The following is a 15,251-nucleotide window of genomic DNA, read 5'->3' as shown; positions in this document are numbered from 1 at the left end:
GTCTGTTTCAGCAGTATTAAGACAGTGCGACCACTTCGCTTGCTTGCGGACCCTTCTGACCATCTGTCACGATAAACTCAACACTTTGGCCTTCTCTCAGCGTGCGGCGACCCTGAGCCTGAATGGCGCTGAAGTGGACGAAAACATCCTTACCATCTGCACCAGAAATAAAACCAAAGCCTTTTTCATCGTTAAACCATTTCACGGTTCCAGTCAGTTTGCTCATGTTACGATCTTTCCTTTGAATGAGGGTATTTCCTTGCGAGGCCGGAGCGGCCCGCAAACTTACGCGCTGAAAAACAGGGTCATAGGAGCTTGAATGCTTATTCAGCATAATTGAGTCTAGACCGAATTATGGCGAGTGGGTAGTTTTTTGTCCGGGATTTAAGAGGACTTCACATAAAATTCAAAGTGATAGTCAACATGATTGCTGGCGGGGAGATCGCCAGCCAGAACGTGCTGGCTGGTGCGATAGCGTGCGTGTTGCACGGCTTAGCCGTCGAAGCAAATCTCGATGAAGGCTTTGCCGTATTCCGAGTCAAACGGCATGATGATGATTGCGCCATCACACTTGTGGGTGATGGTGTGGCCGCGGCCGGAAACCACCGCCGGTGTAGCCATTTCAAAATCATAGCCTTTGTCGGACAGGATCCGCTTGGCGCCACCGGTCACCATATTGGTGATTTCACCGACCATATCGGTCACTTCTTCGTTGATGGCGTTGGGGCGCTCGCCCAACATACGCTGCATGATCTCAAGCGCCAGTCGTTCATCAAAAGTGATCGACATTGAGCCTTTCGTTTGTGGACCCACCATCCCGATCAGACCGGAAACGTCACCGCGTGCAACTTCGTCTTTCTTCAGTCGTGGCTTTTGCGGAGCAAGCTCCATTGATGCCATCGTCTTAAGCACATTCAGCAGTGAAGCTAGAAAAGGGTTTACAAATTCTGCGCGCATAATCTCATAATGACTGTATTAGTAAGTGGTAAGGTTACTGCTTGCTGCTTTGGCATTGCTGACATACGCCATGGCTTTCCACAACATGGTTGGAGATCTGAAAACCATGTTTTTCTGCCTTCTGGCGCAGCAATTTCGCCAGCTCATCGTCATGACATTCTTCGACGGTCCCACACTCATCACAGATCAGCAGCTGAGAGCAGTGATCTGCATGGCCAAGCACGCAACAGGCAATATAACTGTTGGTTGATTCGACCTTATGCACAAACCCTTGCGCGAGGAGAAAGTCGAGGGCCCGGTACACCGTCGGCGGTTTGGCCTGCGGCTCGCTCTCGCGCAGCAGATCCAGCAACTCATAAGCGCTGATGGAACTGTGGTGTTCGATGATAAGTTCGAGAACCTTCAGTCTTTGAGGGGTTAGTCTAACGCCTCGTTCTTCGCAAATTTGTTGCGCTTTGGTCAGCAATTGCGTGTGATTCGCCATATAACCTCAAAAAACAGCGATAAGTCCAATAGTTTATCATAGCATTCGGGAAACGTATCTCTGTTCCTCGGGATCGGACAAAATCGGCCGGAAAAACCGTGTCATAGATCACGCCTCTTTGTTTTCGGGCGGCTAGGAAAACAAAGAGGTTTGTTCACCTTTCGGTAGCTATGGCAGTAAAAAGCTGCTCCACTTGGTACTTATCCAAGGAGACAGGTTATAACTCTTTGATTCATAAGTAAAGAGCAGCTTGTGCAGCTTTTGGAGTATTATGTTCCAAAAGCTAAAAGAGCTGTACATGTGGTTGGGCATATTAGTTTTTTTATTTTAAATCAACATTTTGCAGTTTAATTCAATCGTCTCGTGATGTTCTATTTGCCTGAAGTCTCTTTTGAACGATAGGTGGGTTCGGCAACAGAGCGCTGTACAGCTTTTTGTTGAGTGAGCGGGTAAAAGGTTTTGATGTTTGGCTTGATATTTTGGCTTGGTTTTAAATGGTTGATATTTTGATTGTTTATCAGTTGTACAGCTTTTTGGGTTGTTGGTGGTCAAAAGATATCATAGCTGCACATGAGTGAAGGGAATTTGGTTTTTTTATTTTAAAAACAGTGCCTTGCTGTTTGTTTTTCTTGGCCTGTGATGTTCTTTTTACTGGGTGCATTTTCTGCCTGGGAGCGAATCCGGGTGCGTGAGAGTTGGGCTGACCGCCGGAATGCGATAGAATCCGCTCTCTTTTCATTCACACCGGTGTTTCGGCCCGGGTGAAGGTCGCTGCCGGGTGTGCTCTCCGGGCTGGGTAGCGGGATTGCAACACGGAGGCGCGGGTTACAACGAGGCTTTTCGATGTCAGAGAATGCTGTGGTCGAGCACGACAAGATACAAACTGAATCACCCCCCAATGCGGACATTCCCGCTTGCCGCTTTTCCGTGGCACCGATGCTCGATTGGACAGATCGGCATTGCCGCTATTTTCATCGCCAATTGAGTGAACATGCCCAGTTGTATACCGAGATGGTCACGACCGGGGCCATTATTCACGGCAAGGCGGATTACCTGGCATATAACGAAGAAGAGCATCCGTTGGTCCTGCAACTCGGGGGTTCGAATCCGGCGGATCTGGCCCAGTGCGCCAAGCTGGCCCAAGAGCGCGGCTACGATGAAGTGAATCTCAATGTCGGCTGTCCGTCTGATCGGGTACAGAACGGTCGCTTTGGCGCTTGCCTGATGGGTGAAGCTGAGCTGGTAGCTCAGTGCGTCGCAGCCATGCGGGAAGTGGTGGATATTCCGATTTCGGTGAAGACGCGGATCGGGATTGATGAGCAGGATTCCTATCCGTTTTTGACCGACTTTATCAGTACGGTCAGCGAGAAAGGCGGCTGCCGCGACTTTACCATTCATGCCCGCAAAGCGTGGCTCAGTGGGTTGAGCCCGAAAGAGAACCGTGAGATCCCACCGCTGGATTACCCGCGCGTGTATCAGCTGAAGCAGGATTTCCCGCATCTGACTATGGCGGTGAACGGTGGGGTCAAAACTTTTGAAGAGATGGCAGATCATCTGGCGCATCTGGATGGGGTGATGGTGGGGCGTGAAGCTTATCAGAATCCTTACCTGCTGGCGGAAGTGGATCAGCGTCTGTTCGGTAGCGCTCAACCGGTGAAAAAACGCCGTGCCGTGGTTGAAGCCATGTTCCCTTATATTGAGCGCGAGTTATCCAAGGGCGCCTATCTGAATCATATCTCCCGCCATATGCTGGGTCTGTTCCAGAACATGCCGGGTGCTCGGCAGTGGCGCCGTCATATCAGTGAAAATGCGCACAAACCAGGTTCGGGGATTGAAGTCCTGGAGCAGGCGCTGGCGAAAATTCCGGCGCATTTGGATGTATAAGGGTGGGAGCCTGAACGCGGGCTTGCAGATATCGCGTGACGTCAATATTGGTGTGTTTTACCACTGAGATGGCGAAAGTCGCTAAATCTTGCCTGAGGCGCCGATTGGAAACGATCGGCGCCTTTTTATTTTCCCTATTAAATCAGTTGCTTGCATTTTGTTCCAAGTTGGCCTGGTTTGTGCTGTATGACAGGAAGCAGATCAGGAGAGAGGACCTATCATGATTGAATTTTTGTTTTTAGTTGCGTTTGCGTTTGTGTTGCTGTTTACCGGAGTCAGCCTGTTGGGGATGGCGCTCGCCGTATTTGTTGGTTTTGTGGTGATGGCCGTGGTCGGGATGCTGGGTGTGGTGCTCAAACTGCTGCCCTGGCTGGTGCTGATTGCCGTCGGTGTCTGGCTGTATCGTCGTCATCGGCCGGCGCAGTGTCGGCGGACGTATGAACGCCGTCGTTACTAATTGCATTCTGGGAGCGAGATCACCCCATTTGTGGCCAAGTAAAATCATGCTTATTCATGATGGCAGGAAATGCGGTTTTCTTATACAGCATCTGGTATAGTCTGGCCGAACTTGAATATTCTAATAAAGAGCGGAGACTCGGAAGAATGAATAAACTGACAACTTCGGCTGTCGCGGCAGCAGTGGCGCTGGCAGCAGCTGTGCCGGCGCAGGCAGCTGTGCTTTTGGGTGTGAAGGCAGGGGCGGACGCTTGGTTTACCAATGCGACCATTAACGACGTGAAGAGCAACGAAGACGAGACAAACTTCTCATATCATCTTGCTTTTGAGCATTTTGTACCGCTGGTACCGAATGCGCGTCTGCGGTATACCGATGTTGATGTGGGTGCGGTCTCTTTTGGCCAGACCGATTACACGGCGTACTACGAGTTCCTGGACAATGAGCTGGTGTCACTTGATGCGGGGATCACGCTGACGAAGTTCAACGATGGTAAATTCGCCGGGGAAAGCTTCAGCGAATGGCATCCGAGCCTGTACGGCAATGCGGAAGTCGGCCTGCCGATGACGCCGGTCTCTGTCTTTGTTGATCTGAACATGGGCAACTATGACGGCACCAGTACGGTGGACGGTACTGCCGGGGTGAACTGGGCTCTGCCGCTGATTGCTGCTGACCTGAACCTGCGTGCGGGCTATCGGGTGATGGATTACGATCTGGATTTCATCAAGAGCTCAGCTGGTAAAGTGAAAATTGACGGCTGGTTTGCCGGGGTTGAACTGGACTTCTAAGTGATTGTTCTGCTCAGCTGAAGAGAAAAGCCACGACGCATCGTGGCTTTTTTGTTGCCTGTTTTCAGGTTTCTGTACCATTTTTAAAATGATACAACGCTTAGGAAACAGGCCATGACCATCACTGAATTACAGCAACTGTATGCCAATAAGGATATTGTGGAAGCGGTGATCGAGCCTTCCATTCAGGCGAATGGGTGGATCGTTGAGTTCCGTCATCGCCGCGGCGGTTTTGTCCCCTTAACCGACGGCTCCGGCAGTGAGAAATGCTACCACGATATCGACACCGCGACTGAACGGGCGTTTGAGGTCGGGTTCCATCAGGTACGAATCGCCGATACGTTTTAAGCTGGCGGGGAAGCGCAGCTCTTCCCCGGGGCTTCTCCCTTACAAAAAGTTATAAAACATTCTTATCTATTCTTTCTTGTTATTTCCTTGAGTAGCTAATCTAACACAACGCAATGTAAAGGGATCGTCGTGTCATGTTACTTAAGGAACTCTCGGCCATAGCCAGCCCGCTTAATGATCAGCAAATAGGTCAGCTGCAACAGGCTGCCGCCGAACTGTCGCCACAACAATTGGCGTGGATCAGCGGCTACTTTTGGGGGCTTAGCCAGAATCAACCTGCAGGCCAGCATGTGCCTGCTTCGCAGCCTGTAGCGGCCGTTCAGCCGGCAGGCAAACTTACCATTATCTATGCCTCGCAAACCGGCAATGCCAAAGGGGTTGCCGAAGCACTGAAGCAGGAAGCGGAAGCTGCCGGGGTTGCCGTCGCGCTGTTTTCTGCCGGTGACTATAAAGGCAAGAACCTGGCCAAGGAAACCCATGTCATCATCGTCGCCTCGACGCATGGTGAAGGGGAAGCGCCGGATGATGCCATCGAGCTGCATGAATTCCTGCAATCGAAAAAAGCGCCGAAGTTGCCGAACCTCAAGTACGCGGTGATTGGCCTGGGGGATTCCAGCTACGAGTTCTTCTGCCAGACGGCTAAAGATTTCGACAGCTATCTGAATCGCTTGGGCGCAGAGCCGATGCTGGTGCGTCTCGACTGTGATGTGGATTACGATGCGCCGGCTGCCGAGTGGCGTACAGAAGCGCTGACCAAGGTGAAAGAAACGCTGTCGACCGGCGAAGCCGAGGTGGTGCAGCTGCCGGTGGGCCAGGCTCTGCAGGCGGTGAGTCAGTACAGCAAGCAGAATCCGTATAAAGCGACCCTGCTGGCCAGCCAGAAGATCACCGGTCGTAACTCCGGCAAAGATGTCCGCCACGTCGAGATTGATTTGGAAGGCTCCGGCCTGACGTATCAGCCGGGTGATGCCCTGGGCGTTTGGTTCGAAAATGATCCGGCGCTGGCAGAGGCCCTGGCAGTCCGCGTTGGTCTGGACGGCAGTGAGTCGGTGGAAATTGACGGGGAAGCGATGTCCCTGAAGCAGGCGCTGATCAGCAAGTTTGAGATCACCACGGCGAATCCGCAGTTGGTGACCAAGTTTGCCGAGTTGTCTGCCAGCAAGAAGCTGGAGAAGCTGGTCGCCGACAAAGACAAGCTGCGCCAGTATGCCGGTAACACGCAGGTGATTGATGTCCTTGCCGAGAAGAAGACCCAACTGAGCGCTGAGCAGCTGGTTGGCCTGCTGCGCCGACTGACCCCGCGTTTGTACTCGATAGCATCGAGCCAGGAAGAAGTTGGCGAAGAAGTGCATTTGACGGTCGGGTTGGTGGAATACCAGCAGGGTGATGAAATCCGCCAGGGGGGAGCATCGAGCTATCTGGCACAACGTCTGGAAGAAGGCGAGCCGGTGAAGGTCTTTGTCGAGAGCAACAACAACTTCAAGCTGCCCGCTGACGATCACACCCCGGTCATCATGGTCGGTCCGGGAACCGGGATCGCGCCGTTCCGTGCATTTATTCAGGAGCGCGACAACCGGGGGGCGGAAGGGAAGAACTGGCTGTTCTTCGGCGACCGTACCTTTACCGAAGACTTCCTCTACCAGGTCGAGTGGCAGAAGTACCTCAAGTCCGGAGTCGTGAATCAACTGGATGTGGCCTTCAGCCGTGATCAGGTTGAGAAAGTATACGTTCAGCATCGCATTCTTGAGCATGCTGCTCAGGTCTGGCAGTGGCTGCAAGATGGTGCCCATGTGTATGTGTGTGGCGATGCCAACCACATGGCCAAAGATGTCCATGAAGCGCTGCTCACCGTGGCAGAGCAACAGGGGAACTATAGCCGTGAACAGGCCGAGCAGTACTTGAATGAACTGCGCAAGAACAAGCGTTATCAGAAGGACGTGTACTAATGAGCGAGCAAAAATTATCAGATAACGAACGCCTGAAGCGTGAAAGTAACTTCCTGCGCGGGACGATCAGCGAAGACCTGAACGATCGGATCACCGGTGGGTTTACCGCTGATAACTTCCAGTTGATCCGCTTTCACGGCATGTATCAGCAAGATGACCGGGATATCCGCAATGAGCGTGCCAAGCAGAAGCTGGAGCCGCTGCATAACGTGATGCTGCGGGCGCGGATGCCGGGCGGGGTGATCAACCCGACCCAATGGCTGGCCATCGACAAGTTTGCGGCCGAACACAGCCTGTACGGTAGCATCCGTCTGACCACCCGTCAGACATTCCAGTTCCACGGCGTGCTTAAGCCAAATATTAAGCTGATGCACCAGACCCTGAACAGCATCGGGATTGATTCGATTGCGACTGCCGGGGACGTGAACCGGAACGTTCTGTGTACTACCAACCCGGTGGAGTCTGAACTGCATCAGGAGGCCTACGAGTGGGCCAAGAAGATCAGTGAGCACTTATTACCGAAAACCCGGGCGTATGCCGAGATCTGGCTGGACGGCGAAAAGGTGGAAACCACTGACGAAGAGCCAATCCTCGGCAGTACTTACCTGCCGCGTAAGTTCAAGACCACGGTGGTGATCCCGCCGCAAAATGACGTGGATGTCCATGCCAACGACCTGAACTTTGTCGCGATTGCCGATAATGGCAAGCTGGTGGGCTTCAACGTCCTGGTGGGGGGCGGCCTGGCCATGACCCATGGCGATCAGGCGACCTATCCGCGTCGGGCGGATGATTTCGGTTTTATTCCGTTGGAGAAAACCCTGGATGTGGCTGCGGCGGTCGTGACGACCCAGCGTGACTGGGGGAACCGCTCGAACCGGAAGAATGCCAAGACCAAGTACACCCTGGATCGGGTCGGCAGCGATGTCTTCAAAGCGGAAGTCGAGAAGCGCGCCGGGGTGACGTTTGCCGACAGCCGTCCGTATGAATTTACCGAGCGCGGCGATCGTATCGGCTGGGTCGAAGGTATTGACGGCAAGCATCACCTGACACTGTTTATTGAGAATGGTCGGATCCTCGACTATCCGGGGAAACCGCTGAAAACCGGGGTTGCCGAAATTGCTAAGGTACATCAGGGTGATTTCCGGATGACGGCGAACCAGAACCTGATTGTGGCCGGGGTACCGGCTGGCGAGAAGGAAAGGATCGAAAAGATCGCCCGCGATCATGGTTTGATCGACGCTGCGGTCAGCGAGCAACGTAAAAACTCGATGGCCTGTGTCTCTTTGCCGACCTGTCCGCTGGCGATGGCGGAAGCTGAGCGCTTCCTGCCAGAGTTCGTCACCGATGTGGAAGGGGTGCTGGCCAAGCACGGCCTGGCCGAGGATGAAAATATCATCCTGCGGGTGACCGGCTGTCCGAATGGCTGCGGCCGGGCAATGCTGGCGGAAATCGGTCTGGTGGGTAAGGCGCCGGGGCGCTATAACCTCCACCTGGGCGGGAACCGCAATGGCACCCGGATCCCGAAAATGTACCGGGAAAACATCACGGTTGCTCAGATCATGGCAGAAATCGACACGTTGGTCGGCCGCTGGGCAACCGAGCGGGAAGATGGAGAAGACTTCGGAGATTTCACCATCCGGGCCGGGATCATTGACCCAGTTATCGTATCGAAGAGGGACTTTTATGCCTAAATTTTCGCTGGCTGAGCTGGTCGGTCAAAACAAGGTGGCGCAGATCCTGCAGCTGGCGGAAGTGAACGCAGCGCTGGAGCAGTTGACGGCCCGGGAGCGGATCCGTTGGGCGCTGGAGCATTTGCAGGGAGAATTTGCTCTGGCTTCCAGCTTCGGGATCCAGTCAGCGGTGATGCTGCATATGGTCACGCAGGAAAAGCCGGATATTCCGGTGATCCTGACCGATACCGGCTATCTGTTCCCGGAGACGTACCAGTTCATTGATCACCTGACCGAACGGTTGTCGCTGAACCTGCATGTGTACCGCGCGACGCAGAGCGCGGCCTGGCAGGAAGCACGTTATGGACAGCTTTGGGATCAGGGGCTGGACGGGATCAAACAGTATAATCGGTTGAATAAAGTCGAGCCGATGCGTCGGGCGCTGGATGAGCTGCGGGTCGGTACCTGGTTTTCCGGACTGCGCCGTGAGCAGTCGGACAGCCGGGCGAGCCTGCCGGTGCTGGCGATTCAGAATGGGGTGTTTAAGTTTCTGCCCCTGATTGACTGGTCGAACAAAGACATTCATCAGTATCTGACCGAGTATGACTTGCCGTATCACCCGTTGTGGGATCAGGGGTATCTGTCGGTGGGCGATACCCACACCACCCGGAAATGGGAGCCGGGCATGACCGAGCAGGAAACGCGTTTCTTCGGTCTCAAGCGTGAGTGCGGTTTGCATGAAGATGATGTCGAGGCCGACGGCTCCGGGATTTGAGTCGAACAACCTCATGCGGTCATGATTGAAACCTTATCTGCCCAAAGCAGATAAGGTTTTCTTTTATCAGGGTAAAGCGACGGAAATCACCGCAGTTTTGACGCCTCCCTGACAGGGCAACCGCGTATTCCTTATATGCTCGCCAGCCGGTATCGGATCACCCGACGGGGTTCCAGACGGAGCCCAAGGCGTCCATCAGCCCGGCGCTGGCCCCCTTGCTGCCGACAAACTTGAGGATCACCGGAATAAACTGGCTGACCATGCTCGGATCCATCCCTAAAGTCGTGAAAATCTTGTTGATGGTCTCCATGTTGCCCAACATGCCGCTTAACTCGGCTGGAATGGCGGCACTGAGTTGGTCGGCACCGGGGATCATTTTGCTCAGCTCGCTGGCCTGATCGCCGCTCAGTTGGCTGGAAGCCAGAGAAAGCAGGGCACCGGCGCCCCCGGCTGCTTGTTCGGGACTGACATCGAGCTGGCTGGTGAGCAATTCGGTCAGCGGGTTATTGGCTGCGGCGGATTTGTCATCTCCGCTGCCGAACAGATCGGACAGGCTGAAGGCGGCACTGGTTGTCGAGAGCAGCAGGGCAGCAATCAGGGTGACCGGAACGAACAAGTGTCTGAGCATTGAGAGGGTGTTGACCATGGCATTCTCCAGTGATTGAAGGGACTTGGCTATAAGCGTAGTGGTATTTGCACCAGTTCGGCTAAGTTTTGGTACTCCAGAGTATGGGAGGCAGGTGCGCAGATGGGGTCTGAATCGAGTCCATTGAGATGAGGCCCGGGATTGAAGCGACTGGCGTGAGGTCCTTGAGGAGCGGTGCCTGAAGCGAGCTCTATAAGCGAGGTCATGAAAGCGAGTTAGGGTGCCGGTGAGGGGAGCAGCATAAAAAAACGGCGCCGTCGGCACCGTTTTTTTCGAACACTGAGTTGTGGATAGACTTACAGAATGTCCAGCAGCTCAACTTCGAAGACCAGGGCAGCAAATGGTGGGATCGCTGCACCCGCGCCACGCTCACCGTAGGCCAGGTCTTGTGGAATGTACAGTTTCCACTTCGAGCCAACAGGCATCATTTGCAGGGCTTCAACCCAACCTGCGATCACGCCGGTTACCGGGAATTCCGCTGGCTGGCCGCGGCTAACAGAGCTGTCAAAAACAGTGCCGTCAGTCAGCTCACCGTGGTAGTGAACGCGAACTTGTTTGTCTGAAGTTGGGATCTCGCCGTTGCCTTCAACCAGGATTTCGTACTGAAGACCAGATTCAGTCACTGTTACTTCCGGACGGAGTGCGTTATCTTTGAGGAAAGCTTCGCCTTCAGCTGCAGCAGCTTTGGCTTGCTCCTGGCGTACAGCTTCCGCACGGGTGTGAAGCTCACGCAGTGCATTGTTGATCTCGTCAACTTCGATTTCTGGCATCTCGCCAGTCAGTGAAGTGGCAATACCTTTGGCAATGGCTGCAACGTTCAGGCCTTCAAGACCGCTCTGTGCCAGCTGTTGGCCCATTTGTAGACCGATACCGTAGCTTGCTTTCGTTTCGACTGTATCTAGTTTAACGTCAGACATAATGTCATCTCTTTCAGTAGAGTGAATAAAGCAGGCAGGATAACAGTTTCGACCCCGAGGGGTAAACTTTTGTGGCAAGTTGTCGATTGATTGCGTGAGTTGAGAGTGCCGGAGTGTGACTATGGGACAGGCCAGACGCCGTTCAAAGAAAAAGAGTGAATTTACGTTTCCCCGTTTTTCCCTGAGCCAACTAAAAACGCTGAAAACCGGCGCGATAACAGCGCGGGGGGCGGCCGCCGTGTCGCGCGTGAAAAGCAAGTGGGCCGCGTTGCCGGTGTTGCATCGCCGGGCCTTGGCGGTGCTGACCCCGGTGGTCGGCGTTTTATTATTGCTGCCGGCCAAAGCACCGCTGCCGGATGACAACGCCGCGGCGGTTCGCCGGGAAGTTACGCTGGATATCGGGCAGCCGCAACGCCAGGACTTACCGCCGGTCGGTCAGCGTCCGGAGCCGCCGTCCCCCCAACGTACTCAGGTGACTGCTGCGGCAAGTGAAACAGGTTCGGGCGGCACTACTGCTTCAAGAGCCACCGCTTCAAGCGCCTCGGCACCAGTTGAGGCCGCATCGTCTGCGGCTGTCGCCTGGCAAAGCTATCAGGTCAAACAGGGCGAAACCCTGGCTAATATCTTCCGGGATAAATCGCTGCCGCTGGGCGATCTCTATGCTGTTGCTGCAATTGAGGGTAAAGACAAGCCGCTCAGCCGGATTAAAGCTGGGCAGTTGTTGCGTTATAAGCAAACCGCGGGTGGGGATCTGGATGTGTTGCAAATCGAGAGTCGCTCGGGAGAGCCGGTGATGTTCTTCCGGCGTTCAGACGGCAGTTTCGTCCGTAGCCAGTAATCATATTGTCCTTCCCCGGACGTGCATCCGGGGAGGGGCGGTTAGCCTGTCAGTCAAAAACTTTTCCTTTACGCAGTCGCATGTCGATATGCGGGATCCCATCTTCCAGATATTCTTCAGAAATCGGCTCAAAACCGTAGCGGCGGTAATAAGGCTGCAAATGCGACTGGGCGCCAATATCCAGGCTGTGATCCGGCCACAGCTGCTCAGCGCGTGCTAATCCTTCTATCAGCAGGGCATGACCGGCCCCATGGCCGCGGGCGAAATCGGCGGTCAACACCCGGCCGATGCTCGCATTCGGGTAGGTGCTGCCCGGTGCCAGGAGTCGCAGGTATGCAGCCAGTTGACCTTGTTGGTAGCCCAGTAAATGACGGGTTTGCGGAAGCAGGTCTTTATTATCCAGCTCCGGGTAGGGGCAGTGTTGTTCGACCACAAACACATCCACCCTGAGTTTGAGGAGTTCATAAAGCTGGTGGTTCGACAGTTGTTCAAAGGTCAGGCATTGCCATTGCATCGTTTTCTCCTTGGCGCTGGGCCCTGGGGTGTTCTTTTCTTCGGTGAGACCTGGGTTGAATACGCCGGGCATGAGGTTACAACGGTTACCCTAACAGATCCGGTGCGCCCGGACATTACCCAAGGTTAAGCTACTCCCTCGGAATGATTGTATGCGCCGATCGGGGGAAGGGCGGAGCCCTGCCGGTTACGTCTCTTGATTCAGGCGTTGTTTGAGTCGGCTCAGACTACTGGGGTTGATCCCCAAATAAGAGGCGATTTGATAATCCGTTACCCGGGACATGAGTTCCGGGAAGCTGCTGCTGAACAGCCGGTAGCGCTCCCCGGGCGTGTGCATCAGCATAAAGCGTTCTTTTTGCTCTTTGAACAGCAACTGTCTTTCCAGCTGGCGGGTGAACAGGGGCTCGCCTTCATCCCGCCAGGTGCGGAACAGACTCAGCGGCAGGGCCAGCAGGCGGCTGGCCGAGAGGGTTTCCAGCAGGTACGGCGACGGTTGTTCGCTCAGCAGGCTTTCAAACCCGAGCAGGACATCCTGATCCCAGTAAAACTCTTTACTGTATTGTTTGCCTGCCTCGGTCAGATAACAGGCATGGCAAATGCCTTCCAGCAGAAAATAGCCGTGGGTCGGGGATTCTCCCTGGTTGAGCAGGATGTGGCGGGTTGGCAGCTCCATTGGCTCGGCTGCGGCCAGGGCTTGCGTCACGGCAGCCGGAGAGGCGCCCAACTGGCTGAGAAAATGTTGTAGTTCGTCGTGCATCTTGAGGCTCTTGGCGAAATATCCCCCTGCATCATAGCAAAAAAAAACCGCAGCCAGGCTGCGGTATGAGAAAGCATTGCGGTGTGCGACCCGTGTTACCGGAGATCGATCCGGTATACGGCAAAGCCGATTTTGTCAGTCGCTACCTGTGTCATTGGATACTGACGGTTGGCCTCAATAAAGGCCGCCGCTTTGTCACTCGGTGAGGTTTCGAAGCGGATATCCAGCGGCTGCTTGCTCTGGAGCGGCGCAAAGCGCCAATTGTTGTCTGCTTTCGGCACGACCTGACCTTCTGACTTGCTGATCCGGCTGATGTAGACGGCCAGTACGGTGCGATTTTCATCCGGGGCTGCAAAGGCAATAAAGGCATCGCCGGTCCCGGCAAATTTTGCCCCGTAGGCGCGGTAATTGTTGGTCGCGATCAGGAAGGGCTGCTGCGGATCCACCGGCTTGCCGTTGAAGGTCAGCTCACGGATACGCGAGGCCTGTTCATTGATCAGCTTACAGTCGCCGTCGTAGCGCGCGGGTTGCGACACATCAATCTGGTACTGCACCCCATCAATGACATCAAAGTTATAGGTGCGGAAACCGTCCCAGTTGATCAGCCGTTGGGGCTGGTCGCTGTTGAGGTTGATTTGGTTGAACTGGGCCGCGGAGCACTCCAGCCACTCTTTCACTTCCTTGCCGGTGACTTTCAGTGCCACCAGGGTGTTCGGGTACAGGTACAGGTCGGCGGCGTTGCGGAATGTCAGCTGACCGGCTTCAACTTCGGTGTAGTTGGCCGGATCGTTGGCCCGGCCACCGGCTTTGAACGGCGCTGCCGCAGACAGGACCGGGATCCCGTCCAGGTCCGGATCGCCCTGGATAAAGCGCTCGACATAATCTTTCTGAGCCAGGTTAACGATTTGGACCGTCGGATCATCCTGCACCAGGGCCAGGTAGCTGTACATCACATCGCTGGCTTTGCCAATCGGCTGATTGACGAAGGTCCGGGTTGCCTTGTGATCGTCCGCAACGGCGGCCACAAGCTTGGCATCGGCATCGACCAGAGATTTTTTCTCATATTTATCGTAGATCGGGCGGGCTTCGGTTTGGGCGCCGGCAACACTCCAGCCGTCAGCGGTTTTCTCCAGCACCAGATCCATGACCCCGAGGTGATCGCCCCAGCGGCCCGGCATGACGGCCGCAACGCCGTTGATGGTGCCTTTGTCGATATCCGTATTCGGCAGGTTGGCAAAGGCTTTGCTCGGGAAGACTGCGTGAGAGTGGCCGAAGGCAATGGCATTAATCCCCTCGACTTGGGTGAGATAGTAGACCGAGTTTTCCGCCATCACTTTATACGGGTCGGCAGAGACGCCGGAGTGCGGGATCGCCACGATGATATCGGCCCCTTCCGTTTTCATTTGCGGGACAAATTTCTCCGCCGCCTGCTTGATATCCAGCGCTTTGACTTTGCCTTCCAGGTTCGTCTTGTCCCAAATCATGATTTGCGGCGGCACAAAGCCGATATAACCGACTTTGACATCGTGGGTTTGGCCATCGGTATCCTGGAACCGGTGCGTTTTGATCAGGTATGGCGTAAACAGGTTCTCACCGGTTTTCAAATCAATCACATTGGCGTTGATATATGGGAACGCCGCGCCATCAAGCGATTTCTTGAGGAAGTCGAGGCCGTAGTTAAACTCGTGATTCCCCAGGTTGGCAACATCATAATCGAGTTGGTTCATCGCCTTGTAGACCGGGTGGACTTCACCGGCGCTGATCCCCTTCGCGGCCATGTAATCCCCCATCGGGCTGCCCTGAAGCAGATCGCCGTTATCCACCAGAATGCTGTTGGTGACTTCGGCACGGGCCTGTTTGACCAGCGTCGCGGTTCGAACCAGACCGGTTTTCAGCGTCGGTTTATCCTTGTAATAGTCATAATCCATGACATTGGTATGGATATCAGTGGTTTCCAGGATCCGTAGCTTGATCGTTTCGGCGGTCGCCGGGCCGGCCAGGGCCAGTAAGCCGCCCAGAACTGCAACAGACAATGGCTTGACAGGTAATTTCATGAGTTTCTCCGGAACAGTGAGTTGTCAAAGCGTGCTTAACGTACCAAAAGAATGATGATCGTAACGTGAAAGGGGAGGCATATTGTGTCCGGGGTCTCATATTTAAAGGAAACCAGCCCCCTTGACTGGTTAAGCAGGCAATGTTTTTCAAGCGGCGGTGTTCGGTACATCAGATGAAAATGGCATAACATAAGTCCAAACGACCTATCATCAAGGAGGG

The 15,251-nt window shown here is 54.5% G+C and carries 16 protein-coding genes; 8 read left to right on the top strand and 8 right to left on the bottom strand.

The genetic code is table 11. From position 1 onward, the window contains the following. Positions 1–16: 16 nt before the first annotated feature. The 3 genes from NH461_RS14980 to zur form a co-directional block, all read right to left on the bottom strand. The gene (locus NH461_RS14980) at positions 17–226 is read right to left on the bottom strand and encodes a cold-shock protein (protein WP_261601104.1); all 210 of its coding nucleotides are present in this window, start codon (positions 224–226) and stop codon (positions 17–19) included. A 266-nt stretch (positions 227–492) separates the two neighbouring features. Further along, complete coding sequence (locus tag NH461_RS14975; protein ID WP_261601103.1) at positions 493–957, bottom strand: chemotaxis protein CheX; 465 nt, start codon at positions 955–957, stop codon at positions 493–495. Between the two features lie 34 nt (positions 958–991). Beyond that, positions 992–1,441, bottom strand: a complete 450-nt coding sequence (gene zur / locus NH461_RS14970) for a zinc uptake transcriptional repressor Zur (RefSeq protein ID WP_261601102.1) — start codon at positions 1,439–1,441, stop codon at positions 992–994. Between the two features lie 843 nt (positions 1,442–2,284). Here zur and dusA point away from each other — a divergent pair. From dusA to NH461_RS14935, 7 genes are all read left to right on the top strand, one after another. Next, the gene (dusA, locus tag NH461_RS14965) at positions 2,285–3,325 is read left to right on the top strand and encodes a tRNA dihydrouridine(20/20a) synthase DusA (protein ID WP_261601101.1); all 1,041 of its coding nucleotides are present in this window, start codon (positions 2,285–2,287) and stop codon (positions 3,323–3,325) included. Positions 3,326–3,545: 220 nt separating this feature from the next. Further along, positions 3,546–3,782: an envelope stress response protein PspG gene (pspG, locus tag NH461_RS14960; RefSeq protein ID WP_261601100.1), complete on the top strand. Its 237-nt coding sequence runs from the start codon at positions 3,546–3,548 to the stop codon at positions 3,780–3,782. 146 nt (positions 3,783–3,928) lie between these two features. Further along, on the top strand, positions 3,929–4,567 hold the full coding sequence (locus NH461_RS14955) for a TIGR04219 family outer membrane beta-barrel protein (RefSeq protein WP_261601099.1): 639 nt from the start codon (positions 3,929–3,931) through the stop codon (positions 4,565–4,567). Between the two features lie 114 nt (positions 4,568–4,681). Continuing rightward, positions 4,682–4,915, top strand: coding sequence for a thymidylate kinase (locus NH461_RS14950; protein ID WP_261601098.1), 234 nt, complete (start codon positions 4,682–4,684; stop codon positions 4,913–4,915). Between the two features lie 134 nt (positions 4,916–5,049). Continuing rightward, entirely contained in the window at positions 5,050–6,861 is a 1,812-nt protein-coding gene (locus NH461_RS14945; RefSeq protein ID WP_261601097.1) for an assimilatory sulfite reductase (NADPH) flavoprotein subunit, read from the top strand. Further along, positions 6,861–8,552, top strand: a complete 1,692-nt coding sequence (gene cysI, locus NH461_RS14940) for an assimilatory sulfite reductase (NADPH) hemoprotein subunit (protein WP_261601096.1) — start codon at positions 6,861–6,863, stop codon at positions 8,550–8,552. The genes NH461_RS14945 and cysI overlap by 1 nt, the downstream gene beginning before the upstream one ends. Further along, on the top strand, positions 8,545–9,306 hold the full coding sequence (locus NH461_RS14935) for a phosphoadenylyl-sulfate reductase (RefSeq protein ID WP_261601095.1): 762 nt from the start codon (positions 8,545–8,547) through the stop codon (positions 9,304–9,306). The genes cysI and NH461_RS14935 overlap by 8 nt, the downstream gene beginning before the upstream one ends. A gap of 157 nt (positions 9,307–9,463) precedes the next feature. On the opposite strand, the gene NH461_RS14930 is transcribed toward NH461_RS14935, so the two are convergent. Together NH461_RS14930 and NH461_RS14925 are read right to left on the bottom strand one after the other, a co-directional pair. After that, positions 9,464–9,952 (bottom strand): DUF2780 domain-containing protein, encoded by a 489-nt coding sequence (locus tag NH461_RS14930; protein ID WP_261601094.1) that lies wholly within the window; start codon positions 9,950–9,952, stop codon positions 9,464–9,466. A 296-nt stretch (positions 9,953–10,248) separates the two neighbouring features. Further along, entirely contained in the window at positions 10,249–10,869 is a 621-nt protein-coding gene (locus NH461_RS14925) for an FKBP-type peptidyl-prolyl cis-trans isomerase (protein WP_261601093.1), read from the bottom strand. 121 nt (positions 10,870–10,990) lie between these two features. Here NH461_RS14925 and NH461_RS14920 point away from each other — a divergent pair, with 121 nt between their 5' ends. Further along, on the top strand, positions 10,991–11,707 hold the full coding sequence (locus NH461_RS14920) for a LysM-like peptidoglycan-binding domain-containing protein (protein ID WP_261601092.1): 717 nt from the start codon (positions 10,991–10,993) through the stop codon (positions 11,705–11,707). A 49-nt stretch (positions 11,708–11,756) separates the two neighbouring features. Here the strand turns inward: NH461_RS14920 and NH461_RS14915 are convergent, their stop codons facing one another. From NH461_RS14915 to NH461_RS14905, 3 genes are all read right to left on the bottom strand, one after another. Beyond that, the gene (locus tag NH461_RS14915; protein WP_261601091.1) at positions 11,757–12,221 is read right to left on the bottom strand and encodes a GNAT family N-acetyltransferase; all 465 of its coding nucleotides are present in this window, start codon (positions 12,219–12,221) and stop codon (positions 11,757–11,759) included. 186 nt (positions 12,222–12,407) lie between these two features. After that, positions 12,408–12,977 (bottom strand): Crp/Fnr family transcriptional regulator, encoded by a 570-nt coding sequence (locus NH461_RS14910; protein ID WP_261601090.1) that lies wholly within the window; start codon positions 12,975–12,977, stop codon positions 12,408–12,410. 95 nt (positions 12,978–13,072) lie between these two features. After that, complete coding sequence (locus NH461_RS14905) at positions 13,073–15,031, bottom strand: bifunctional 2',3'-cyclic-nucleotide 2'-phosphodiesterase/3'-nucleotidase (RefSeq protein ID WP_261601089.1); 1,959 nt, start codon at positions 15,029–15,031, stop codon at positions 13,073–13,075. Positions 15,032–15,251 lie beyond the last annotated feature (220 nt).

The organism is Photobacterium sp. TY1-4 (assembly GCF_025398175.1).
Classification (GTDB): Bacteria; Pseudomonadota; Gammaproteobacteria; order Enterobacterales; family Vibrionaceae; genus Photobacterium.
The sequence above is the reverse complement of the archived record's forward strand: the minus strand, read 5'-3'. Positions and strand labels throughout refer to the sequence as shown.